At 71.8% G+C, this 23,986-nt stretch carries 19 protein-coding genes; 15 read left to right on the forward strand and 4 right to left on the reverse strand.

The features are described from left to right. Positions 1-44 precede the first annotated feature (44 nt). The 8 genes from AB0368_RS10845 to AB0368_RS10880 all read left to right on the forward strand — a co-directional run bounded on the left by AB0368_RS10845 (position 45) and on the right by AB0368_RS10880 (position 11,296). Complete coding sequence (locus AB0368_RS10845; protein ID WP_366153602.1) at positions 45-1,856, forward strand: glycosyltransferase family 2 protein; 1,812 nt, start codon at positions 45-47, stop codon at positions 1,854-1,856. Beyond that, entirely contained in the window at positions 1,853-3,802 is a 1,950-nt protein-coding gene (locus AB0368_RS10850) for a galactose oxidase-like domain-containing protein (RefSeq protein WP_366153603.1), read from the forward strand. Before AB0368_RS10845 ends, AB0368_RS10850 begins: the two co-directional genes overlap by 4 nt. Further along, positions 3,802-4,839, forward strand: a complete 1,038-nt coding sequence (locus AB0368_RS10855) for a glycoside hydrolase family 6 protein (RefSeq protein ID WP_366153604.1) — start codon at positions 3,802-3,804, stop codon at positions 4,837-4,839. The genes AB0368_RS10850 and AB0368_RS10855 overlap by 1 nt, the downstream gene beginning before the upstream one ends. A gap of 128 nt (positions 4,840-4,967) precedes the next feature. Further along, positions 4,968-7,763, forward strand: a complete 2,796-nt coding sequence (gene ppc / locus AB0368_RS10860) for a phosphoenolpyruvate carboxylase (RefSeq protein ID WP_366153605.1) — start codon at positions 4,968-4,970, stop codon at positions 7,761-7,763. A gap of 142 nt (positions 7,764-7,905) precedes the next feature. Next, positions 7,906-8,820: an ABC transporter ATP-binding protein gene (locus AB0368_RS10865; RefSeq protein WP_366153606.1), complete on the forward strand. Its 915-nt coding sequence runs from the start codon at positions 7,906-7,908 to the stop codon at positions 8,818-8,820. Beyond that, a complete protein-coding gene (locus AB0368_RS10870) occupies positions 8,813-9,676 on the forward strand; it encodes an ABC transporter permease (RefSeq protein WP_366153607.1) in 864 nt (287 codons plus the stop codon). The genes AB0368_RS10865 and AB0368_RS10870 overlap by 8 nt, the downstream gene beginning before the upstream one ends. Next, a complete protein-coding gene (locus tag AB0368_RS10875) occupies positions 9,673-10,584 on the forward strand; it encodes an ABC transporter ATP-binding protein (protein WP_366153608.1) in 912 nt (303 codons plus the stop codon). Before AB0368_RS10870 ends, AB0368_RS10875 begins: the two co-directional genes overlap by 4 nt. A 1-nt stretch (position 10,585) precedes the next feature. Beyond that, on the forward strand, positions 10,586-11,296 hold the full coding sequence (locus AB0368_RS10880) for an ABC transporter permease subunit (protein WP_366153609.1): 711 nt from the start codon (positions 10,586-10,588) through the stop codon (positions 11,294-11,296). Positions 11,297-11,337: 41 nt separating this feature from the next. On the opposite strand, the gene AB0368_RS10885 is transcribed toward AB0368_RS10880, so the two are convergent. From AB0368_RS10885 to AB0368_RS10900, 4 genes are all read right to left on the reverse strand, one after another. After that, positions 11,338-11,475, reverse strand: coding sequence for a hypothetical protein (locus AB0368_RS10885; RefSeq protein ID WP_366153610.1), 138 nt, complete (start codon positions 11,473-11,475; stop codon positions 11,338-11,340). A 42-nt stretch (positions 11,476-11,517) separates the two neighbouring features. After that, the gene (locus AB0368_RS10890) at positions 11,518-12,636 is read right to left on the reverse strand and encodes a hypothetical protein (protein ID WP_366153611.1); all 1,119 of its coding nucleotides are present in this window, start codon (positions 12,634-12,636) and stop codon (positions 11,518-11,520) included. Next, positions 12,633-13,226 carry a sigma-70 family RNA polymerase sigma factor gene (locus AB0368_RS10895; RefSeq protein ID WP_366153612.1) on the reverse strand — a complete coding sequence of 198 codons (594 nt, stop codon included), beginning with the start codon at positions 13,224-13,226 and terminating at the stop codon, positions 12,633-12,635. The genes AB0368_RS10890 and AB0368_RS10895 overlap by 4 nt, the downstream gene beginning before the upstream one ends. A 173-nt stretch (positions 13,227-13,399) precedes the next feature. Next, positions 13,400-14,686, reverse strand: a complete 1,287-nt coding sequence (locus AB0368_RS10900) for a glycosyl hydrolase (protein WP_366153613.1) — start codon at positions 14,684-14,686, stop codon at positions 13,400-13,402. A 169-nt stretch (positions 14,687-14,855) separates the two neighbouring features. Here AB0368_RS10900 and cysC point away from each other — a divergent pair, with 169 nt between their 5' ends. The 7 genes from cysC (at position 14,856) to AB0368_RS10935 (ending at position 23,981) form a co-directional block, all read left to right on the forward strand. Continuing rightward, entirely contained in the window at positions 14,856-16,379 is a 1,524-nt protein-coding gene (gene cysC / locus AB0368_RS10905) for an adenylyl-sulfate kinase (protein WP_366153614.1), read from the forward strand. Positions 16,380-16,490: 111 nt separating this feature from the next. Continuing rightward, positions 16,491-18,242 carry a Wzz/FepE/Etk N-terminal domain-containing protein gene (locus AB0368_RS10910; protein WP_366153615.1) on the forward strand — a complete coding sequence of 584 codons (1,752 nt, stop codon included), beginning with the start codon at positions 16,491-16,493 and terminating at the stop codon, positions 18,240-18,242. Next, positions 18,239-19,615, forward strand: coding sequence for a hypothetical protein (locus AB0368_RS10915; RefSeq protein ID WP_366153616.1), 1,377 nt, complete (start codon positions 18,239-18,241; stop codon positions 19,613-19,615). Before AB0368_RS10910 ends, AB0368_RS10915 begins: the two co-directional genes overlap by 4 nt. Then, positions 19,605-20,831: a hypothetical protein gene (locus AB0368_RS10920; protein WP_366153617.1), complete on the forward strand. Its 1,227-nt coding sequence runs from the start codon at positions 19,605-19,607 to the stop codon at positions 20,829-20,831. The genes AB0368_RS10915 and AB0368_RS10920 overlap by 11 nt, the downstream gene beginning before the upstream one ends. Continuing rightward, positions 20,831-21,709 carry a sulfotransferase gene (locus tag AB0368_RS10925; RefSeq protein WP_366153618.1) on the forward strand — a complete coding sequence of 293 codons (879 nt, stop codon included), beginning with the start codon at positions 20,831-20,833 and terminating at the stop codon, positions 21,707-21,709. Before AB0368_RS10920 ends, AB0368_RS10925 begins: the two co-directional genes overlap by 1 nt. Then, positions 21,706-23,253, forward strand: coding sequence for a polysaccharide biosynthesis C-terminal domain-containing protein (locus AB0368_RS10930; RefSeq protein ID WP_366153619.1), 1,548 nt, complete (start codon positions 21,706-21,708; stop codon positions 23,251-23,253). Before AB0368_RS10925 ends, AB0368_RS10930 begins: the two co-directional genes overlap by 4 nt. Continuing rightward, a complete protein-coding gene (locus AB0368_RS10935) occupies positions 23,250-23,981 on the forward strand; it encodes a methyltransferase domain-containing protein (protein ID WP_366153620.1) in 732 nt (243 codons plus the stop codon). The genes AB0368_RS10930 and AB0368_RS10935 overlap by 4 nt, the downstream gene beginning before the upstream one ends. Positions 23,982-23,986 lie beyond the last annotated feature (5 nt).

Here is a 23,986-nt window from a genome sequence, read left to right on the forward strand (position 1 = left end):
CCGTGCTCGTTTCCTGCTGCCCGGGTTCGATGCGAGAGGACGCGATGAGCGACCCTGCCCACCCTTCCCCCGAGATACCTGCGCCGCGCATGCCGGCGGATCCTGCTCTCGTCCGGGCGCTCACCGCCCCCACCGAGCTGCTGCCGGGCCGCTACGAGTACAGCGGGTACAGCGTGCTGGCCGGGCCGGCCGAGATGCCCGGGGACGGTCCGCAGCGGGTACGGATGCGCCCGCTGGCCCAGCGCCGCCCGGTGCTCACCGTCCTCATCACGCTGTTCGCGTTCGCCTTCGAGACCACCTTCTTCGCGTGGCTGCTGTCCTCGATGGAGCTTCCGGACCGGGGCCTGCACCTGTGGCTGTACGCCGCGACCATCGTCATGATCACGGCGACGGGCCTGATCGAGCTGTTCCGGCTCGTCAACGTGGTCACGCTCTGCCTGGCCACCCTCTGGGCCCGCGATCCCGTGCCGATGGTTCCCGATGCGAGCCTGCGCGTCGCGTTCCTCACGACGATCGTGCCGGGCAAGGAGCCCGTCGAGATGGTCGAGCGCACGCTGCGGGCGGCGCGGGTGATCCGGCACGCCGGGCCGTACGACGTGTGGCTGCTGGACGAGGGTGACGACGACGCGGTGAAGGCGATGTGCGCCCGGATCGGCGTCAAGCACTTCAGCCGCAAGGACGTCGCGCGCTACAACACCGAGGCGGGCACGTACAAGGCGAAGACCAAGCACGGCAACTACAACTCGTGGGTCGACGCGCACGGCGACGACTACGACGTCTTCGTCTCGGTGGACCCGGACCACGTGCCGTCGCCGAACTTCTGCGAGCGGCTGCTCGGCTACTTCCGCGATCCGGACGTGGCCTTCGTCGTGGGTCCGCAGATCTACGGCAACTACGACAACGTCGTGACGCGCTGGGCCGAGTCGCAGCAGTACCTCTTCCACTCGCTGCTGCAACGCGCCGGCAACCGGCTCGGGATCTCGATGCTGGTCGGCACGAACAACGCCGTCCGGATCGCGGCCCTGCGCGCCATCGGCGGCCTGCAGGACTCGATCACCGAGGACATGGCGACGAGCCTGGTCGTCCACAGTGGCCGCAATCCGGACTCCGGCGAGCGCTGGCGTTCGGTCTACACCCCGGACGTGCTCGCGGTCGGCGAGGGGCCCTCGTCGTGGACGGACTACTTCACCCAGCAGCACCGGTGGTCGCGCGGAACCGACGAGGTCGTGGTCCGCTCGTTCGCGCGGTTCGTCTGGCGGCTCGGTCTCCGCCGGGGACTGCACTATGCGCTGCTGATGTCGTACTACCCGCTGACGGCGCTGGCCTGGCTGCTCGGTGCGGTGAATGCGGTCTGCTACCTCGTGCTCGGCGCCAAGGGCGTCCAGGTGCCGCAGCACGTGTGGCTGATGCTCTACGTCGACGCCGCGCTGATCCAGATCGGGCTTTACCTCTGGAACCGCCGGCACAACACCAGTCCGCACGAGGAGGCCGGGTCGTCCGGGCTGGCCGGCATGGTCATCTCCACGCTGTCGACGCCGATCTACGTGTCCTCGTACATCGGTGCCCTCCTGGGCCGCCGTACCGGTTTCGTCGTGACGCCCAAGGGCGACTCGGCCAGCCCGGACCGGCTGCTCACCTTCCAGCAGAGCCTGCGCTGGGCCGCGTTCTACGTCGCGCTGCTGATCTCGGCCCCGATCGGCGGCCACGTCGACGGCGCGATGTGGCTTTGGCCCGGCCTCAACCTGATCGTCTGCCTGACGCCCCCTGCGATCTGGGCCGGGCAGGAATTCCAGCGCCGAAGAGCCCCACAAGCCGCCAACAGCAACACCGAAGAAGCCGTGGAGTCGTACGCATGAAACCCCGTCCCCGCCCCTCGACGCCCCGGCGCCTGGTGAGCGCCGCGATCGCCCTGGTGGTCCTGAGCGTGCTCGTCTTCGTGAACCGGCCGATGGTCGCCTTCGGCGCCGACGCCTTCCACGACTTCACCATCAACCGCCAGTCCTACAAGGAGAAGTACGGCCTCTGGTCGCGCCTGCCCGTACCGAAGGGCTTCCGGGTCAACGCGATCCACGCCGCGATGCTGAGCACCGGCAAGGTCCTGATCATCGCGGGCAGCGGCAACAACCGCGACAACTTCGAGGCCGGCACCTTCCGGACGGTCCTGTACGACCCCGCGAAGGACAGCTTCAACGAGGTGCAGACACCGACCGACGTGTTCTGCGCCGGGCACACGTTCCTGCCCAACGGCAACCTGCTCGTCGCGGGCGGGACGAAGTCGTACGAGGTGCTGGAGAAGAACATCACCCACGCGGCCGGGGTCATGAAGATCAAGAACGAGAATCCGGCCGGCGGTCCCCGTACCTTCCCCAAGGGCACGACCCTGCTCTCGGGTGACGGGACCGCCTACCGCACCCGCGACGATCTGACCGTGCCGGCCGCGACCACGATGAAGCACGGCGACGAGGTGATGACCCACGCCGGCGAGGCCGAGGTCTGGGTGGACGCCGCCGAGGCCGGCGACGGGCCGGTCGTGGACAACCCGGCGCAGTACACGGTCGCCGGGCTCACCGGCAAGGACAAGCAGAACGTGTACGGCCTCGCCGACAAGATCACCCGGGAGAAGCAGGAGTACGGCGGCGACAAGACGTCGTACGAGTTCGACCCGCGCGCCGAGCGCTACGTCCGCACCGGCGACATGGTGCAGCACCGGTGGTACCCGACGCTGGCGGAGCTGCCCGGCGGCGACGTGCTCGCCGTCTCGGGCCTCGACGAGTTCGGCCGGATGCTTCCCGGACACAACGAGCGTTACGTCCGCGACCAGAAGCGCTGGGTGGATGCGCCGGAGCTGAAGCGGGTCTTCCCGACGTACCCCGCGCTGCACCTGATGGAGGACGGCAAGCTGTTCTTCTCCGGCTCGAACGCCGGCTACGGTTCCGACACCGAGGGCCGTACCCCCGGGCTCTGGAACCTGAAGAACAACACCTTCCGCGAGGTGCCCGGGCTGCGCGACCCGCGGATGACCGAGACCAGCTCGTCGGTGCTGCTGCCGCCGGCGCAGGACCAGCGGGTCATGATCTTCGGCGGCGGCGAGGTCGGCGAGTCCGCGGTCTCCACCGCGCGCACCGCGATCGCCGACCTGGACGAGCCGGTTCCGGCCTACCGTCCCGGCCCGGATCTGCCGCGGCCGGCCCGCTACCTCAGCACGGTGCTGCTGCCCGACGACACGGTCTTCACCACCGGCGGATCGTCCGGCTACCGCGGCGGCCGGTACGGCGTCAAGACCCGCAGCGACCTCTTCAACGCCCAGATCTTCCGTCCCGCCACCGGCAAGTTCGAGACCGCCGCGGACTCCACGGTCGGGCGCAACTACCACTCGGAGGCGCTGCTGCTCCCCGACGGCCGGGTCGTCACGATGGGCTCCGACCCGCTGTACGACCGCAGCGGGCGCAATCCGGGCACGTTCGAGCAGCGGATCGAGGTCTACTCCCCGCCGTACCTGTTCCAGGGCCGCCGCCCGGTGATCGGCGCCGGACCGAAGACCGTGCAGCGCGGCACCACCTTCGCCGTCGCCACCCGCGACGCGGCGAGGATCCGGACCGCCCGGCTGCTGCGGCCCAGCGCGGTCACCCACGTCACCGACCTCGACCAGCGCTCTGTGGCGCTCGACATCACCCCGGCCACGGGTGGCCTCGCTCTGTCCGTACCGAAGGCCAAGGGTCTGGTGCCGTCGGGCTGGTACATGCTGTTCCTCGTCGACGGCAAGGGTGTGCCGTCGGTGGCCCGCTGGATCCAGGTGCGGTGATGTCGAGGCACGCCGCCCGGGCCTGGTTGCTGGCCGCCGGGCTGTCCCTGGTCATCGTCCTCGCCGCGATCGTCGTCCTCTCGATGCGCGGCGAGGACTGGCCGGTGGTCGCCGGTCCCGCGGCGGTGCGCACGACGGCGTCGCCGGCACCGCGGTCCGTCCCGGAGCTTTACGTCGACCCGAACGGCGCCGCCGCGGAGCAGGTCCGTGACTGGGAAGCGGCCGGGCGGCACGCCGATGCGGCGGTCCTCCGCCGCATCGCCGAACGGCCGGTAGCGACGTGGTTCGCCGACGACAGTCCGGGCTACGCCGAACGGGTCCGGCAGCTCGTCACGGCCGCGACCGCGGCCGGCCGCCTGCCCGTGCTCACGCTCTACAACATCCCCGATCGCGACTGCTCCGGGCAGTCGGCGGGTGGCGCCTCCGACGGGGAGGCCTATCGGGCATGGGTACGCGCCATTGCGGCGTCCCTGCACGGGCACAAGGCCCTGATCGTGCTCGAGCCGGACGCGATCCCGCAGGCGGTCCGGGGCTGCCTCGACGACCAGGACACCCGCGAACGCTACGAGTTGCTGGCCGAGGCGGTCGGCGCGCTGCGGGCGGCCCCGGGTGTGCTCGTCTACCTCGACGCGGGCAACCCGGGCTGGATCTCCGAGCCCGGCGAGATGCTCTCGGCCCTGCGCAGGTCCGGCATCGGCCGCGCCACCGGCTTCTCGCTGAACGTGGCCAACTTCGAGACGACGGCCGACAACATCGCGTACGGGACCCGGCTGTCCGCCCTGCTCGGCGGCGCCCACTTCGTCGTGGACACCAGCCGCAACGGCCACGGCCCGGCGCAGAAGGGAGCCGGGGACCGGCACTGGTGCAACCCCACCGGCCGGTCCCTGGGCGACCCGCCCACCACGCGGACCGGGGTGCCGCTGGTGGACGCGTACCTGTGGGTGAAGCGGCCGGGCGAATCCGACGGCGCGTGCGGCAGCGGTGCCCCCGCGGCAGGCCGGTGGTGGCCCGAGTACGCCCTCGGACTCGCCCGCTGACTCCTGGGCAGTTGCCGCGGTCTCCGCCGTGAGTCTTACCTCAAAGCACGCAGCCGGGGCACGGCCCCGATACGATCGCGTAGTCGGGACAGCGCTGTCCTCCGCACCCCATGCAAAGGAGCGCCCCGGTGACAGACCAGCACGGCCAGCTCGACCCCGACGGCCCCGACGCCGCCCTGCGCGCCGACATCCGCCGCATCGGGACGCTGCTCGGCCAGACCCTCGCCCGGCAGGAGGGCAAGCCCCTGCTCGACCTGGTCGAGGAGGTTCGCGCGCTGGTCCGCGCGGACGCCACGGCCGCCGCCGGGCGGCTCGCCGCCATGGACGTCACGACCGGCACCAAGCTGGCCCGGGCGTTCTCCACGTATTTCCACCTCGCGAACATCACCGAGCAGGTGCACCGCGCCCGGGACCTGCAGCGCCGCCGCGCCCGCGACGGCGGCTGGCTGGACCAGGCCGCCAAGCGGATCGCCGAGCGCGGCGTGCCGGCCGACGAGATCGCCGCCGCCGCCCGCCGGCTGGCCGTACGCCCGGTCTTCACCGCCCACCCCACCGAGGCCGCGCGCCGCTCGATCCTGTCGAAGCTGCGCCAGCTCGCCGACTCGCTGGACGCCGAGGCCAGCGCCGCGGTCCTCTACGGCGCCTCGGACACCACCGCCTCGACCCGGCGCTTCGCCGAGCTCATCGACCTGCTCTGGCAGACCGACGAGCTGCGCCTCGACCGGCCGGACCCGACCGACGAGGCCCGCAACGCCGTCTACTACCTCAAGGACCTGTACGCGGAGGCCGCGCCGCAGGTGCTGGACGACCTCGCCGAGACGCTGCGCCAGCTCGGCGTCGAGACCGCCCCGACCGCCCGGCCGCTGACCTTCGGCTCCTGGATCGGCGGCGACCGCGACGGCAACCCGTTCGTCACCCCGGCCGTCACCAAGGACGTGCTGATCATCCAGCACGAGCACGGCATCCAGGCCACCGAGGCGGCGATGGACGCGCTCATCGACGAGCTGTCGGTGTCCCGGCGGCTGCGCGGCGTCTCCCTCGACCTGTCGGCGAGCCTGGCGGCGGACCTGGACGCCCTCCCGGAGGTGGCGCCGCGGTTCCGGCGGGTGAACGCCGAGGAGCCGTACCGTCTCAAGGTCCGCTGCGTGAAGGCGAAGCTGGCCAACACCCGCCTGCGGCTGCGGCAGGGCACCGCGCACGTAGCGGGCCGCGACTACCTCGGCAGCGACGAGCTCATCGCCGACCTGGAGCTGATCCGGGCCTCGCTGGCGCGCAACTCCGGCCAGCTCACCGCGGTCGGCACGGTCGCGTCGGCCATCCGGACCGTCTCGGCGTTCGGCCTGCAACTGGCCACCCTCGACGTCCGCGAGCACGCGGAGAAGCACCACGAGGTGCTGGCCCAGATGTACACGCAGGTCGGCGAGGTGGGCGAATACCTGACGCTGAGCCGGGAGGAGCGCACCAAGCTGCTCGCCACCGAGCTCGGCGGGCGCCGGCCGCTGTCGTCGGCGGACACCCCGCTCACCGATGCGGCCCGCAAGACCTTCGACGTCTTCAACGCCATCCGCGAATCCCAGGACCGCTTCGGCGCGGACGTGATCGAGTCGTACATCATCTCGATGACCCTCGGCGTCGACGACGTGCTCGCCGCCGCCGTACTGGCGCGCGAGGCGGGCCTGATCGAGATCCACAACGGGCGCGCGCGGATCGGCATCGTGCCGCTGCTGGAGACCCCGGCCGAGCTGGACGCCGGCGGCGAGCTGCTGGACGAGATGCTGTCCCTGCCGGCGTACCGCGAGATCGTCAGGGCCCGCGGCGACCTCCAGGAGGTCATGCTCGGCTACTCGGACAGCAACAAGGAAGGCGGCATCACCACCAGCCAGTGGTCGATCCACAAGGCCCAGCGCGCGTTGCGCGACGTGGCCGCGCGCCACGGCGTACGGCTGCGCCTGTTCCACGGCCGTGGTGGCACGGTCGGCCGGGGTGGCGGTCCCACCCACGAGGCGATCCTGGCACAGCCGTACGGCACCCTCGACGGCGCCATCAAGGTGACCGAGCAGGGCGAGGTCATCTCGGACAAGTACACGCTGCCGGCCCTGGCCCGGGAGAACCTGGAGCTGACTGTGGCCGCGGTGCTGCAGGCGACCCTGCTGCACAAGGAGCCCTCGGTCGACCTGTCGTCGCTGGCCCGCTGGGACGCGGCCATGGACACCGCCTCGGGCGCGGCCTTCCGCCGCTACCGCGAACTGGTCGAGAACCCGGACCTGCCGGCGTACTTCTGGGCGGCGACCCCGACCGAGCTGCTCGGCGCGCTCAACATCGGGTCGCGCCCGGCGAAACGGCCCAACGCGGACGCGGGCCTGGGCGGCCTGCGGGCCATCCCGTGGGTCTTCGGCTGGACCCAGACCCGCCAGATCGTGCCGGGCTGGTTCGGCGTCGGCACCGGCCTGGCCGCGGTCCGCGAGGCCGGCCAGGGCGACGTGCTGCGGGAGATGTTCGCCGAGTGGCAGTTCTTCGGCACCTTCATCTCGAACGTGGAGATGATGCTGACCAAGACCGACCTGACCATCGCCCGGCGCTACGTCGATACGCTGGTGCCGGCCGAGCTCCACCCGATCTTCGGCACCATCGAGCAGGAGTACGAGAAGACGGTGCAGGAGATCCTCGCGATCACCGGCAACGAGAAGCTCCTGTCCGCCCAGCCGGAGCTGACCCGTACGCTCGGGGTCCGCGACACCTACCTCGAGCCGCTGCACCACCTCCAGGTGGCGCTGCTGCGCCAGTACCGCGACCTCGGCGACGTCGACCGGCAGATGGCCACCGCGCCGGGCGCCCGCCGGGCTCCGTCGGACTCGACCGCACTGGAGCGGGCGCTGCTGACCACGGTGAACGGCATCGCCGCCGGCATGCGCAACACCGGCTGAGCATCATCGTTCGACAGGGGCCGGGCACACTCCGTGATGCCCGGCCCTTGCTCGTTCACCCTTGGGTATAGGGGCGACTCAGGGGTGAGTCCGGGGCATTACCTGATCCGCACAGGTGTCTGCTGTTCCTAGGCTGACACCCGTGAGCCTCATCGAAACCCAAGGGTTGACCAAGACATACGGCGGGCGGGTGACCGCCCTGCACGAGCTGAGCGTCTCCGTCGAACCCGGGATCATCGGACTGGTCGGCGCCAACGGCGCCGGCAAGTCGACCCTCATCAAGATCCTGCTGGGCCTGATCCCGCCCTCGGGCGGGCAGGTGCGGGTCTTCGGCATCGATCCGACGGCCGATCCGGACCGGGTCCGGTCGAAGGTCGGCTACATGCCCGAGCACGAAGCGCTGCCGCCGGACGTCTCCGCGGCCGAGTTCGTCACCCACCTGGGCCGGATCAGCGGCCTGCCGCGCACCGCCGCCCGGGAGCGGGCGTCCGAGGCGCTGCGACACGTCGGGCTCTACGAGGAGCGCTACCGGCAGATCGGCGGCTACTCGACCGGCATGAAGCAGCGGGTCAAGCTGGCCCAGGCGCTGGTGCACGACCCGGACCTGCTGCTGCTCGACGAGCCGACCAACGGGCTCGACCCGGCCGGCCGCGACGCCATGCTGGCCCTGGTGCACCGCATCGGCACCGAGTTCGGCATCTCGGTCGTCGTGTGCTCGCATCTGCTCGGCGAGGTCGAGCGGATCTGCGACTCGCTCATCGCGATCGAGGGCGGGCGGCTGCTGCGCGCCGACCGCATCTCGGCCATGACCGAGGCCAGAGACGTGCTCGCGGTCGAGGTCTCCGAGGGTACGGAGGAACTCGCGGCCGCGCTCACCGGCCTCGGCCTCAGCCCTCAGGTGGACGGGCGGCTGCTGCTCGTACCGCTGGACCACGAGGACACGTACGACCGCATCCTGCGCGCGGTGGCCGACCTCGACCTGCCGTTGCACCGCCTCGACCAGCGACGCCACCGGGTGGCCGAGCTCTTCGCCCCCAGGGAGACCGCGGATGTCTGAGTCCAGCGTCATCCATGACATCGGCTACCAGCGCTACACCGGCCCGCGGCTGGGCCGCAGCGCGGTGTTCGGTGCGATCTACGTGCACGGGCTGCGGACCGCGTACGGGCTCGGCCGGTCGGCCAAGGCCAAGATCTTCCCGTGGCTGGTGGTCGGCATCGTCACCCTGGTCGCCGTGATCCTGGCCGCCGTCCGGTCCCAGACCGGCCTGGTGCCGCTCAACTACATCCAGTTCGCCGACGCGATGAGCTGGCTGATCATCTTCTTCGTGGCGATCGTCGCGCCCGAGCTGGTGTCCCGAGATCTGCGCGCCGGCGTGCTGCCGCTCTACTTCAGCCGGCCCCTGCGGTCCGCGGACTACATCGGCGCGAAGGTCGCCGCCATGGTGACGGCGGTCTGGGCGCTGCTGGCCGTACCTCAATTCATCATGTTCCTGGGTGCGGCCTTCACCACCAAGAAGGGCATGTCGGACGTCTGGCACGAGCTCGGCGACCTGCTGCCGGGCTGGGGTTACAGCCTGCTGTGGGCGCTGGTGTTCACCGGCATCGGCCTGCTGGTCGCCTCGCTGACCGGCAAGCGGGCGTTCGCCGCCGGCGGCATCGTCGCTGTCTTCCTGATGACCACGCCGGTGGTCGGCGTGCTGTCCATCCTGCCGTCCACCGACGTGCAGGAGATGGCCGGCCTGGCCAGCCCGATGTCGCTGGTCAGCGGCGTCGGCGAGTGGCTGGTGCCGTCCGCCAACCCCGATATCATGATCGGCAACTTCGGCCCGGTGTACGCCATCGAGGCTGCCACGCTGATCGCGACCTGCCTCCTGCTCCTACTCGCCCGCTACCGGAGGGTGGCCGCGCTGTGACCACAGTGGACCTGCAGAACGTGTCACGCTGGTACGGCAACGTCGTGGCCGTCAACGACATCAGCATGACCCTCGAGCCGGGCGTGACCGGCCTCCTCGGCCCGAACGGCGCGGGCAAGACCACCGTCCTGCACATGATGGCGGGCTTCCTCTCGCCGTCGAAGGGCACCGTGACCCTGGACGGCACGCCGACCTGGCGCAATCCGGCCGTCTACCGGCAACTCGGCCTGGTCGCGGAGCGCGAGGCTGTGCACGGCTTCCTCACCGCCCGCGAGTTCGTCATGGCGTCGGCGAAGATGCAGAAGCTGTCCGACCCGAAGGCGGCCACCGAGTGGGCGCTGAACATGGTCGAGATGGCGCCGGCCGCCGACCGCCGCATCGAGACGTACTCCAAGGGCATGCGCCAGCGCACCCGGGTGGCGGCGGCGCTGGTGCACAACCCACAGGTGCTGCTCCTGGACGAGCCGTTCAACGGCATGGACCCCCGCCAGCGCATGCACATGATGGCGCTGCTGCACGAGCTCGGCGACCGCGGCCACACCATCCTGTTCAGCTCGCACATCCTCGAGGAGGTCGAGCAGGTCTCCGGCACCGTCCAGGTGATCGTGGCCGGCCGGCTCGCGGCCTCGGGCGACTACCGCAAGATCCGCCGGCTGATGACGAACCGCCCGCACGTCTTCGCGGTGCAGTCGTCGGACGACCGCCGCCTGGCCGTGGCCCTGATCGCCGAGAAGTCCGTCACCGGCGTGGAGATCGAATCCACCGGCATGACGGTCCGGGCCGGCGACTACGGCAGCTTCACCCGCGCCCTGCCGCGCATCGCCCTCGAGTCGGGCATCCGGCTGCGCAAACTGATCCCGTCCGACGAATCCCTGGAGAGCGTCTTCTCCTACCTGCTGGAGGCCTGACATGTCGACGGTCGCGTGGATCACCGCCCGGGGCCTCTTCGGCCGCCGGCGGGTATTGCTCCTGCTGCCCCTGCCACTGCTGCTGGTCGGCCTGGCCGCGCTGTGCCGGGCGTACGACGTCAGGCCCTCCGACTGGGGCACGCCAGTGCTCGTGGGCCTCGGTCTGGCGGTGCTGCTGCCGGTGGTGTCGCTGATCGTCGGCACCGGCGTGCTCGGCTCCGAGGTGGACGACGGCACGATCGTGCACATCCTGACCAAGCCGCTCCCCCGCCGTGACATCATCGCGGCGAAGCTCGGCGTGGCGGTCGGCGTGAGCGCCCTGACGGCCGCGATCCCGCTGTTCGTGGCGGGCTGGCTGGCCGACTCGGTCCGGCTCGGCGGCGCCCTCGCGGTGGCCGCGGTGGTGGGCGCGTTCGCGTACTCGGCGTTGTTCCTGCTGCTCAGCCTGCTGACCCGGCGCCCGGTACTGCTGGGCCTGGTCTACATCCTGGTGTGGGAAGGACTGATGGGCCGCTTCGTCAGCGGCACCCGGGTGCTGTCGATCGAGCAGTACGTCATCACGATCGCCGACAAGATCACCCCGACGGGCCTGCTGGAGTCGAAGGTCTCCCTGCCGGTCGCGGCGGTGATGGCGGCGATCTTCGTGGTGGGCTGCGCGGTGTTCTCGGTGGACCGGCTGCGGTCCTTCTCGATGGCCGGCGAGACCAGCTGACGCACGGGTGCCCGGGCAGCGAGATCCCGGGCACCTCCCGGTCAGCCGCGGAACACCTCCACGAGCGCCGCCCCGGCAGCGAGCAGGCTCGCCGCCCCGCCCAGCGCGCTTCCCCAGGCGAGCAGGAGTCGCGCTCGCACCGCCTCGGACCGGCAGTGTGCACATCGAATCTTGGTCATCGTCGGCTCTCCCCGGCCTGTTTCCTGTCGGCGGTGCAACGGTCAGCGGTGCGTGGGGATCTTGTCGTCCGCGGGCCTGCGGCGGCCGTCGCGGACCTCCCAGACGCCTTCTTCGGCACTGATCAGGATCGACATCTCCCGTACCCGCCCGGCCCACGGCTCGGGCCACTTCGTGGCCTCCGACCAGCGCACCCAGCGCAGGTCGACGCGGGACAGGTCGAGCTCCCGCAGGTCGGCTCCCACCAGGTCGTTCATGGCGTGCAGCAGGCTGCGGATCTCCGCCGGCGTCGCCTCGTCCGCCTCGCCCGGTGCGACGAACCCCAGCCGCCGGGCGACCTGGTGGATCAGGCGGTGCCCCGACCGTACGGCGTCCGCCACGTTGCCCACGAGATCCAGCGACTCGTCGTGGAGCAGTCCGATCTCGCGGACCAGCGCGCGGGCGAGTTCCAGCTCCGCCCCCACCTCCGCCCCGAAGTCGGAGCGCAGCCGCTTGAGCTCGTCCGTCATCCCGCGGGCGGCGGCCACCTGGCGGCGAAGCCCGTTGGCCATCGCCTGCGAACTCGGCAGCGACAGATCCCCGACCAGCGCCTCGGCCAGCCGTCCGGCCTGCGCCAGGTCACGGGCGAGCTGATACGCGAGGTAGCGGAAGCGGACGACGCGCCGGGCGCGGTCTCCGCCGACGGGTCCGGCGTCTGTGGCACGGTCCCGGAAGCCGTCGGCCAACTCGAGTGCCACGCGGCTTCCCCGGGTCGACCGGGCGGCGATGTCCGCGGCCACGCTGGGCGCCTGCACGAAGCCGATGCCGATCCCGCACTCCAGCGCCAGCGAGCGCATCGCCAGCCGCAGGGAAGCCGGCACCATCGCGAGAACGTCCAGCAGCCCCCGGACGCCGGATGTCGACGGTGGCCGGCCGGGATGCGAGTCGTCGTAGGAGGCGTCGGCGGACCGCAGTACCCGCGCGAGCCCGCCGTCGAGATCGAGAACGCCGGCGACATCGTCGGCCAGCGCCTCCCGGGCGGCGCCCGGCAGGACCGCCTGCTTCCAGCCCGTCTCCAGGGAGAGCGCGGCGCCCACCTCGTCCTGCAGCAGCAGCCACTGATCGGTCAGCCATTTCTGCCCCGCCGCCTCCAGGTCGGGCAGCTGCCCGTACGCGTCGGTCATCGCCCGCCCTCCTCATCCAGGAGTTCGGCGATCGCGCGCCGCGCGAGCGAAAGGCTGCTGCGTACGGCCTCCGGCGTCATCTGCAGGTGATCGGCGATCTCCTTCGGGGTGAAACCGTCGAGGGACCAGGCGAGCACCTGGCGCTGCCGCGGCCGGTGCTTGAGCTTATCGAGGATCTGCAGGACGCGGTGCCGCTCCTCCCACTCGGCGACGTCGGTAATAGTCAGCACCGAAGGCTTCTCGGGGAGCTCGGCCATGACCTGTTCCGGGCCCACCTCGGCGAGTCGCCGCGCCCACAAGCGGGAAGCCACCCGGCGGATCCAGGCCCGCGGATGGTGAATGGTGCTCCACTGGCGGAAGGCGAGGATCATGGCATCCTGCGCCAGGTCCGCCGCGTCCTTGAGCGGTACACCCTGGACGAGCAGGAACGTCACGAGCTCGGGCATCGTCGCGCGGTAGAAGGCGGCGAAGACCGCGGCCTGCTGCCAGTCGGCGGAAGGTGCCGCCGGGGTGGACGCGTCGTCCGCGACCCGGGTCCGTGCATGGCCGTCCATGCCGTCGGGCGGCGAGGCCGCTTCGTCGTCAGCCATTTCCGGCGGACTCCCGTCCCGGCGGCCCTTCCGTCCGGTGCGGATCCGCCGGTCCGCACCGTCCGACGTCAGCTACAGGGTTCATCCCCGGCCCCTTCCCCAGCGCTCCTCCTCAGTAGTGGGGGATGCAGCCCGGGAACGTGAAGTGGGTGCCGGAAGAATTCGAAGATTTTTTACGGCAGCGCGGGGGTGACCTCCACCTGGAAGATCGGCAGCCGGCCCAGCCGGCGGTACGCGGCCAGCGACTGCGGCGTCGCATCGACCGACGACGCGCGACCCTCCTGGTTGTGCGGCGTGTCGAAATGCACCATCGCCCGGATGCCCGGGAAGCGCGGGATCTGCTTGCCGACCTCCTGGTAGAACTCGGCCTTGTGGCCGGGGTTCTTCTTCGACGACCACACGCCCCACTCCGCGACCATGAGCGGCTTGCCCGGGTGCTCGGTGGTCGCCCAGTTGTAGAAGCCGGGCCAGGTGGGCCGGGCCGACGACTGCCGGTTCAGCAGTTCGGCGAAGTCGCCGTGGCCGTAGCCCGGGTCGCTGTACGCGTACGTGTCGAAGCCGATCCAGTCGACCACGTCGTCGCCCGGGTACATGTCGGCGAACCATTTCTTGCTGGTGTGCGGCACGTAGGCCATGTGCACGAGCACCGAGACGATGTTGTCGGCGCCGTGCGCGCGCAGCCTGGTCACGACGTGGCGGTACATGGCGGCGTAGTCCTTCGCCGTGTAGCCGGAGCCGGACTTCTCCCGGATGTTGTCCTCGGCCTCGTGGTGAACCGTGAAGAAGAACTGTTCGGGGAAGTCCTTCTTGATGTGCGCGGCGAGCTTGTCGAGGAACTTGTCCGTCGCCGGGTCGCCCTTGGCGATCTTGGCCCAGGACGCGCCCCGCGGCTTCCAGTTGAGGAACAGCAGGCGTTCCCGGCCGGGCTCGCGGGCGATGGCGATCTCGTCCTTGGTGGGGAAGAGCTGGCCGTTGCCGCGGTGGTAGGCGTGGTAGATGTCCTGGTGCCGCTCGGTCTTCTCCTCGAAGGCCGCGAGCGCCTGCCTGCCCCGGGCGTCCGTGAAGGCCCCGGGCGCCACGCCCCACAAAACCCCGCAGGTCGGGACGAGCTTCTTTCCGGTACGGCAGGAGCCGGCCGGCACCGGAGCCCGGGGTGCCGTCCGGGCGGGATCCGCGGCGCTCGACGCCGAGGCGGACGGGCGCGCCGAGCCGGACCCGGACGGCGACGCCGGGTACATCGGCACTCCGGGTTCGGCGGGTCCCGGCGCCCCTCGCGAGGTACCGGGCGCCCCCGTCGCGGCGGGGCCGGGCATCAGCACGGGCTCGGGGCCGTAGGGCAGGCTGAGCTGGTCGACGCCACCCGTCCAGGCCCACGAGAGCGTGGCGACGGCCGAGATGCTGAAGACGGCCGTGATGGCGGCGAGGTGCAGAAACAGGTTGCGGCGCGTTCGACGTCTCACGATCGCCCAGTATCGGACCTAAAGTCCGTTTTGTCGACTACCCGACGAAGCCGATCCTGGCGGCGCGGTCGGACAGCCCCGGATGGCACCGCCGAGAACGGAGCCCCGCTCGACCCGGAGGGATCCGGCTGCGAAACTGTCCCTCAAGTCACTGCAGGGGGAGTCTTAGGTGAACGACGGTTCTGTGCTGCCCGAGGACGTGTTGCGTGACGCGCCGTCGTACACGCCGCGCGCGCACGAACTGGCCGACCTCGAGTTGCTGCTCGTCGGGGCGTACGCGCCGCTGACCGGCTTCCTCGGGCGCGCCGACCTGCAGTCCGTGCGCCGCCGGGGCCGGCTCGCCGACGACACGCCGTGGCCGGTCGCCGTGACGTGCGAGATCCCCGCCGAGCTCGCCGCCGGCCTCGACCTCGACGACCCGCTGCGGCGCACCGTGGTGCTCACCGACCCCGAGGGCGCGCCGGTGGCCGCCATCGAGATCACCGACGCCTGGCCGACGACCGAGGGCCGCGCCGCGATCGGCGGCACGGTACGCCGGATGGGCGACGGCGGGCACGGCCCGTTCCAGCGGCTGCGCCGGACCCCCGAGGAGGTCAAGGCGCTGCTGCCGCCGGGCCGCGTGCTGGGGGTCATCGCCGACCGCCCGCTGCACCGCCCGCAGCTGGCCCAGATCGCGCACGCCGCCCGTACCCTCGCGGCCCACCTGCTGATCTTCATCCCGGTCACCGGCCCCGGACCCGACGGCCTGCCGCCGGAGGCGCTGGTCCGGGCGATCTTCGCGGCCCGCGACCGGATGCCGCCGGCGACCATCGTCGCGGTCCCGCTGATGACGCGCGGCGACGAGATGCGCGACGCGCTGCTGCGGGCCAAGGTCGCCACCGCGTACGGCGTCACCCACGTGCTGTCCACCGGCGACATGCTCTCCGGTGGCGGCCTGCGCGTGCTGGTGCCGCGGGAGCTCGCATACGACAACCGCGACGGCCAGTGGCGCTGGCGCGACGACATCCCGCCGCGCAACCGCCGCCTGGCGATGTCCGCCGCCGAGGTGAACGACCTGCTGGACCGGGGCTTCCCGCTGCCCGAGTGGCACACTCCGCCGGCCGTGGCGAAGGAGCTCACCCGGGTCCGCCCGCCGCGCCGGCACCGCGGCCTGGTCGTCTTCTTCACCGGCTTCTCCGGGTCCGGCAAGTCCACGATCGCCCGGGGCCTGGCCGACACGCTGCGCGAGAGCGGCGAGCGGACCATCACCTTCCTCGACGGCGACGTGGTCCGGCGGGAGCTCTCGGCCGGGCTGGGTTTCAGCCGCGCGGACCGGGACCGCAACGTGCGGCGGATCGGCTGGGTGGCGGCCGAGGTCGCGCGCCACCGCGGCATGGCGGTCGCCTGTCCGATCGCCCCGTACGCGAATGCCCGCGCCGCCGTGCGCCAGATGGCCACCGAGGCCGGGGCCGGGTTCATCCTCGTACACGTCGCCACCCCGCTGGAGGTGTGCGAGCAGCGCGACCGCAAGGGCCTGTACGCCCGCGCCCGCGCCGGCCAGCTGCGCGGCATGACCGGCGTGGACGACCCGTACGAGACGCCGACGGATGCCGAGCTGGTGGTCGACACCACCGACATGAGCGTGCCCGAGGCCGTCGATCTCGTGCTCGCGTACCTCGTGGAGAACGGCTGGGTGGAGCCGGAGATGAAGTAACCGGTCGCCGCGGAGTAGTTACGCATCGGCGCACGGGCCGTTTACCCCTCAGGGGCGAAACGCCCGAATGCCGACAACTCCTACTCCGCCTGCGAAAGGGCCGCCGTACCGATGGAAGCGACTCGCCCGGTCTCCGCCGACCTCTCGCACTACCTGGGCGTGTTCCGCCGGCACTGGTGGCTCGTGCTGGCCGCCACCGGCGCCGGCCTGGCCGTCGGGGCCGCCGTGACCCAGGCGCTGCCGAAGGTCTACGAATCCTCCACGTCGGTGCTGGTCCAGGGCGTCGACGGGGACACCAACGCCTCCGGCGGCCGGACCAAGGGCACGATCAACCTCGACACCGAGGCCCAGCTCGTCGGCTCCGGCGCGGTCGCGGCGAAGGCGACGGCGCTGCTGCGCTCCCCCGTCTCGCCGATCGAGCTCGCCAAGAGCGTCTCCGTCGAGGTGCCGGCCAACACCACCGTGCTGGTGATCCGCTTCGAGGCGGACAACCCGAAGGACGCCCAGGCCGGCTCGCACGCCTTCGCCGAGGCGTACCTGCGCAACCGCGAGGAGACCGCCCGGTCCGGCCTGGACCAGCAGATCAAGACCCTGAACCTCAAGGTCAGGCAGCTCACCACCACCCTGACCGGCATCAACAACCGGCTGGCCAAGGCGGAGAGCGGCAGCTCCGAGCGCAGCAACCTGGAGAGCCTGCGGAACAACTCGCAGAACCAGCTGAACAACCTGACCGGCCGGCTCAACGTGCTGACCACCGCGACCGTCGGGGCCGGCAGCATCATCAGCGACGCCCGGCTGCCGGAGGAGCCCACCAGCCCGAACTCGATCCTCAACATCGCCGGCGGCACGATGGTCGGCCTGCTCGCCGGGCTCGGCCTGGCGTTCGTCCGGGAGCGGTTCGACCGTCGCCTGCGGACCGCGGCCGACGTGCGCGACCGCGGGCGCATCCCGGTCCTCGCCGCCCTGGACGAGCGGACCACCCCGCACTTCGACGACGTGCTCCAGCCGTACGGGCCGGGCGGGCGGGTCTTCAACCGGCTCCGCAACGAGGTGCTGGCCAGCCTCAGCGCCGGAGACCAGATCATCGTCGTCACGGGCGCCAGCCGCGGCTCGGCCACCACGCTCGTCGCCGCGAACCTGGCCGCCGCGCTCGCCCGTACCGGAAGCGACGTCGTCCTGATCGGGGCGCACCTGCCGGACAGCGTCGTCGATGCCGCGCCGCTGGCGCGGATGCTCGGGGTCAACACGATGCCCGGACTGTCCGATCTGCTCGCCGGTCGGATCGGTCTGGCGAAGGCGCTGCAGCGCACCCCGCGGATCCCGTCGCTGCGGGTCATCACGACCGGCGGCGCCGCCACCGCGGCGGGGCTGATGCAGTCGCAGCGGCTGCGCGACACCCTGGAAGCGCTGCGCCGGCAGACCGGGTACGTGGTCATCGAGGCGCCGTCGACCAGCAGCAGCGCCGACGCCCAGAGCCTCGCCAGCCTCGCGGATGCGGCGATCCTCGCGGTGGAGCTTCGTCGCGCCAAGCGTCCGGCCCTGCTCGACGCCGCCGAGCAGCTGAGCCGCGTCGGCACGCCGTTGCTCGGCGCTGTGGTGCTGCCCCAGCTGTCCGGCATGCCGCGCGCCACGGTCACGGAGAACCTGCCGGTGGTGGCGCTGAGCGCGCAGAGGCCGGACGAGACGGCAGTCATCGACGGGGACAGGACCCAGCCCCTGCGCCTGCCGCAGGGTGGCCCGGTCCGGCCGCCGCGGCAGGGCGACGGCACCGAGGAGGTCACCGCGATCATCGACCTCACCCCCGCCGCCAAGCCGTCGTCGGCGGCGGTCGCAACCACCGAGAAGCCGGACGAGAAGAAGTGACGCTGGTCGTCCCCGGCGCGACGCAGCGGGCGGCACACAGCACGGCACCGGAACGGCCCACCTGGCTGCCGGCGTGGCCGGCCGCCGGCATCCTCGCCCTCTATCCCCTGTGGTGGGCGCTCGGCCTCGGGGTGCTGATCTTCCCGATCATGGCCGTGCCGATGCTGGTCCTGCTGCTGCGCCGGCGGGCCGCCGGGCGCCCGCTGCGGCTGCCGCCCGGCTTCGGCTGGTGGGCGCTGTTCCTGGCGGCGGTGGTCGTCAGCATCGCGGCGCTGGGCGCCGACCCGGCCGGGACGGTGGTCGAGCACGCGACCGACCGCCTGGTCGCGGTCGTCTACCGGCTCAGCATGTACGCGTCCCTGACCGTCCTGCTCGTCTACACCGGCAACCTGACCGAGGCGGAGCTGCCCCGGCGGCGCCTGGTGAAGCTGCTCGGCTGGCTGTTCGTGCTCACCGTGGCCGGCGGCCTGCTGGGCATGGTCGCGGGCCGCTTCGAGTTCACCTCGCCGGTCGAGTGGCTGCTGCCCACCGGTATGCGCGGCAAGGGGTTCGTGCAGTCGCTGGTGCACCCGTACGCGGCGCAGATCATGGACCTGGTCGGCGGCGAGAAGCCCCGTCCGGCGGCACCGTGGGGGTACACCAACACCTGGGGCAACAACTTCTGCCTGCTGATGGGCTGGCTGGTGGTGGCCGCGTGGGCGACTCGCCGCGCCGGCGCCAAGCTGCTCGCCGTGCTCTGCCTCGGGATCGCGATCGTGCCCGCGGTGGTCTCCCTCAACCGCGGCCTCTGGATCGGCATCGGCGTCGTCGTCCTCTACGTCGCCGTCCGGTACGTCCTCATGGGTCGCCTGTGGATCATCGGCGCGGTGGCGCTGGCCGCGGCCGGCCTGGTGGTCGCCCTGCTCGCCACCCCGATGGGCGACATGGTCAACGCCCGGCTGGACAACGGCAAGTCCAACGGCGTGCGCTCGTTCCTGGTGCAGCGCGCGGTGGACGGCTTCGTCGAATCGCCGATCATCGGGTACGGCTCCACCCGCAACACCATCGGCGGCCGCAACTCGATCGCGGTCGGCGAGAGCTCCGAGTGCGAGCGCTGCGGCAACTTCACCGTCGGCGGCAACGGCCAGCTCTGGCAGCTGCTGTACGCCCACGGCACCGTCGGCACGGTCGCCTACCTGGGCTTCTTCGGCTACGGACTGTGGCGTTTCCGCCGGGACCGCACCGCGATCGGCGTCGCGGGCAGCGCCGCGATCGTCAGCTCGTTCTCCGCGATGCTCTGGTACAACGCGACCCCCACCCCGCTGGCGTTCATGTTCCTGGCCTACGCGCTGCTGTGGCGCAACCACATCGAGGGGGACGCACATGCCCGTTAAGACCGCGCCGGCGGAGCTGACCGCCGGCGACTCGGCGTTGCGGACGCAGTACCTGGCGGAGGTGCTCGCCCTGCTCTATCCGGAGCCCTGCTCGACCGGCGACCGGCGCGGCGAGCCGATCGCCGAGTACCTCGTCGTGCCGGACGCGCGGCGGCCCCGGCTCCTGGTCCCGACCACCTCCCGACGGGTCTCCGTCGCCGCGGTCCGCCGCTACGCCGAGCCGCAGTCACGCTCGGCCCGGCTCAAACGCGACGCCGTGGTGGCCGCCGTCCGGACCGGCGCGTCGAGCGTGCTGCTGCGCGACCGGATCCGGGTCACCGGCCCCGCCTCCGAGAGCATCGACGGCCACCTGCGCGAGGCGCTGGGCCGGGAACTGGCAGTGAGTATCCACATCGGACCTGCACGGGCCAACCGCAAGCCGGTGCTCCAACTCATCAGCCCCGACGGCGAGACGTTCGGCTTCGGCAAGCTCGGCACCGGGCCGCTGACCCAGCGCCTGGTCAAGGCCGAGACCGCCGCGCTGGCCGCGCTGAGCAAGGTGGGGCTGACCAAGCTCACCGTGCCGACGGTGCTGCACGCCGGCCAGTGGCGCGGCTTGCAGGTTCTCATCCAGTCGGCGCTGCCGGTGTGGCTGCCGCGGGCGCCGCTGACCCCGCGCCGGCTCACCGCCGCAATGATCGACATCGCTGGTTGCTGCGGTTACACCTCGGGGACGCTGGACGGCAGCGCGTACTGGGCCGAGCTGCGGGGGCGGCTCGCCGCGGTGGCGGACCGGCCCGAGGGGGTCGCGCTGGCTGCGGCCGCCGAGCTCCTCGCGACGCATGCCGGCAGCACCACCATGGAGTACGGCGCGTGGCACGGCGACTGGGCCCCGTGGAACATGGCGAACCTCGCGGACGCGCTGCTGGTGTGGGATTGGGAGCGGTTCACCAAGGGCGTGCCCGTCGGGTTCGACGCCATCCACTACGAGCTGCAGCGGCGGATCCAGTCCAGCGACGACGCGGCCGGGGCCGTCGAGGCGACCGTACGCCGCGCCGGCGAGCTGCTCCAGCCGTTCGGCGTGGCCCCGGAGGCACGGGAGCTGACCGCCCTGCTCTACCTGGTCGACCTGGCCGCCCGCTACCTGACCGACCGCCAGGCCGAGGCCGGTGCTCGCCTCGGAGTGCTCGGGACGTGGCTGCTGCCCGTACTGATTCGAAGGGTTGAGGAACTGTGATGAATGGTCGCAAGGTTCCGGCGCCGGTCAAGCGGGTCGTGCACCTCGGGTCGCGGTCCTACGGGCGGCTGACGGCGCCCAGCCGGATGACGCCCTCATTCCTCATCTGCGGCGGGCAGCGCTGCGGCACGACGTCGCTCTACCGGGCGCTCGCCGCGCATCCGGCGGTGCTGAAAGCCGTGCTGCACAAGGGCGTGCACTACTTCGACGTGTCCTACAAGCGCGGCATGGGCTGGTACAAGGCGCACTTCCCGCTGCAGAAGCAGGCAGACAAGGTCTACGAGCAGTACGGGGTGCCGGCGCAGACGTTCGAGTCGAGCCCGTACTACATGTACCACCCGCAGGCGGCGGCGCGGATCGCCGCCGACCTGCCCGGGACGAAGCTGGTGGTGCTGGTCCGCGACCCGGTGGAACGGGCCTACTCGCAGCACCACCACGAGGTGGCGCGCGGGTTCGAGCACGAACGCGACTTCGGCAACGCGCTGGCGCTGGAGCCGGCCCGGCTGCACCGCCAGGAGGACCGGCTCGCGGCGGACCCGAAGTACTACTCCTTCGCCCACCAGCACCAGGCGTACCGCGCCCGCGGCGAGTACGCCCGGTATCTGAGTGTGATGGCCCAGCACGTCGGGCGGGAACGCATCCACGTGGTGGAGAGCGAGCGGTTCTTCAGCCAGCCGGAGCAGGTCTACGACGAGGTGTGCGCGTTCCTGGGGCTGCCGATCAACCTCGGCCACCCGCCGTTCGAGCGGCACAACGCCCGTCCCCGCCAGTCCGACATGGACCCCGGCATCCGGCGCGAACTGAGCAGCCACTACGCCACGCATGATGAGGCCTTGATGACGTGGCTGGGCCGCGTACCGATCTGGCGCCAGGGATGACGGCGGTCGCGGAGGCTCCGGCGAAGACCGGCGCTCAGGGGGTCGCCCGCGGCGGGCTGGCCAACATGGTCGGATCGGCCCTGGCGGGCGGCACCGGCGTGGCGGTCACCTGGATCGTCGCGCGCGCCCTCGGCGCCGAGCACGCCGGCGCGTTCTTCGCGGCCACCGCGGCATTCGTGCTGGTCGGCGGCCTGGCCAAGCTCGGTACCCAGACCGGGCTGGTCTACTGGCCGGCGCGGCTGCGGGCCACCGGCCGCGACCATCTGCTCGGTGCCTGCCTGCGTACCGGCCTCACCCCGGTGCTGGTGCTGGCGACGCTGCTCGGCGCCGGTATGTGGTTCGGAGCCTCCTCCATCGCCGGCCTGACCGCCGGCGGCTCGCCGGAGGTGGTCGCGGGGGTGAAGATGCTGGCCTTGTTCCTGCCGCTGCAGGCGCTGACCGACGCCCTGCTGACCGCGACCCGCGGGTACAAGGCGATGCGCCCGACCGTCACCCTCGACCGCGTCCTGCGCAGCACGCTGCAGTTGCTGTGCGTCGGCGCCGCCGGGGTGGCCGCCCTCTGGACCGGCGCCTCCCTGCCCGCGTTCGCGTTCGCGTGGGCGGTGCCCTACCTGCCGGTCTCGATCCTGGCGGCGCTCGCCCTGCGGAAGATCTACCTGGCGGGCAAGCCGGAACGGTTCCGCTCGCGCCGCAGCGAGCGCCTGGACCTGCGCCGCGAATTCTGGCGCTTCACCGGCCCGCGGGCGCTGGCCAGCGTCGCGCAACTCGCGCTGCAGCGGGTCGACGTGCTGCTCGTCGCGGCGCTGGGCGGGCTGGCTGCGGCCGCCGTGTACGCGGTCGCCGGGCGGTTCGTGGTGCTCATCCAGTTCGCCAACCAGGGCATCTCGCAGTCGGTGCAGCCGCGGCTCGCCGAGGCGCTCGCGGTCGGCGACCGGGACACCGCCAACCACCTCTACCGGACCGCGACCGGCTGGCTGGTGCTGGTGACCTGGCCGATCAACCTGCTGGTGATCCTCTTCGCGCCCCTCTACCTCGGACTGTTCGGCAACCACTACCGCAGCGGCACGCCGGTGGTCGTGGTGCTCGCCTGCGCGATGCTCGTCGCCACCGGCTGCGGCATGGTCGACATGGTTCTCGCGATGGCCGGGCGCACGTCGTGGAACCTCTACAACGTCCTGGTCGCGCTGGTCGTGACGATCGGCCTCGACGTGCTGCTGATTCCCCGGTACGGCGCGACGGGCGCCGCGATCGGGCTGGCCTGCGCCCTGGTCGCCAACAACCTGCTGCCCCTCGTCCAGGTGGCCCGCGCCGCGCGGCTGCACCCGTTCGGCCGCGGCACGCTGACCGCCGGCGCGCTGACGGTCGGGTGCTTCGGCGTACTCCCGAGGGTCGTGACCGCCGTGACCGGGGCCGGGCCGACCGGCCTGGCGCTCGCGACCGGCCTCGCCGTGGCCGCGTTCGGCACCGGCGCCTGGCTGCTGCGCGAACCGCTCGCGCTCGACGCCTTCAAGCCTCACAAGCTCATGTCAAGGAGGACCGGTTGACCACCGACTACACCAAGGTGTTCCAGGACGCCGACGCCGTCGCCAAGTACGAGCACGTCACGTACGCGCCGGACAGCTACGCGTCGCGGATCAACGAGCGGCAGCAGGAGTACCTGCGCAAGCTCGTGCAGCGGGAGTTCGGCGCGAAGCTGCCCGTCCAGCACGACTTCGCCTGCGGGACGGGCCGGGCCATCCGGACCCTGCACGGCCTGGTCCGCGAGGCGCACGGCTACGACACGTCGGCCGAGATGATGGCGAAGGCCGAGGAGGTCGGCTCGCAGGCGCAGTGGCACCAGATCCCGGCCGACGGGCCGGTGCCCAACCCGGTGCCGGCCGGGCATCCGGTGATCGTCACGATGTTCCGCCTGCTGCTGAACGTCGACGAGCAGGTCCGCGAGCGGGCCATCGCCTTCGCCGGGAAGGCGCTGCCGACCCCGGACGCCGGCGTGCTGGTGGTGGAGAACCACGGCAACGCGGGCTCCCTGCGGCACCTGCGGGCCCGGCGGCACTCCGGCGAACGGTGGTTCGCCGAGCTCTCGCACGCCGAGGTGGAGCAGCTGCTTGACCGGCACGGCTTCGAGATCGTCGAGCGGCGCGGGTTCTCCATGCTCACCGAGTCGCTCAACCGGATCCCGCTCGCCCGGGCCGCGGACGCGGCGGCGCGCGCGCTGCCCGGCACGGATGGTTTCGCGGTCAACGTGCTGTACACGGCGCGCCGGAAGAAGTAAGCGCC

The sequence above is a fragment of the Actinoplanes sp. NPDC051475 genome (genome assembly GCF_040689425.1).
Taxonomy (GTDB): domain Bacteria; phylum Actinomycetota; class Actinomycetes; order Mycobacteriales; family Micromonosporaceae; genus Actinoplanes.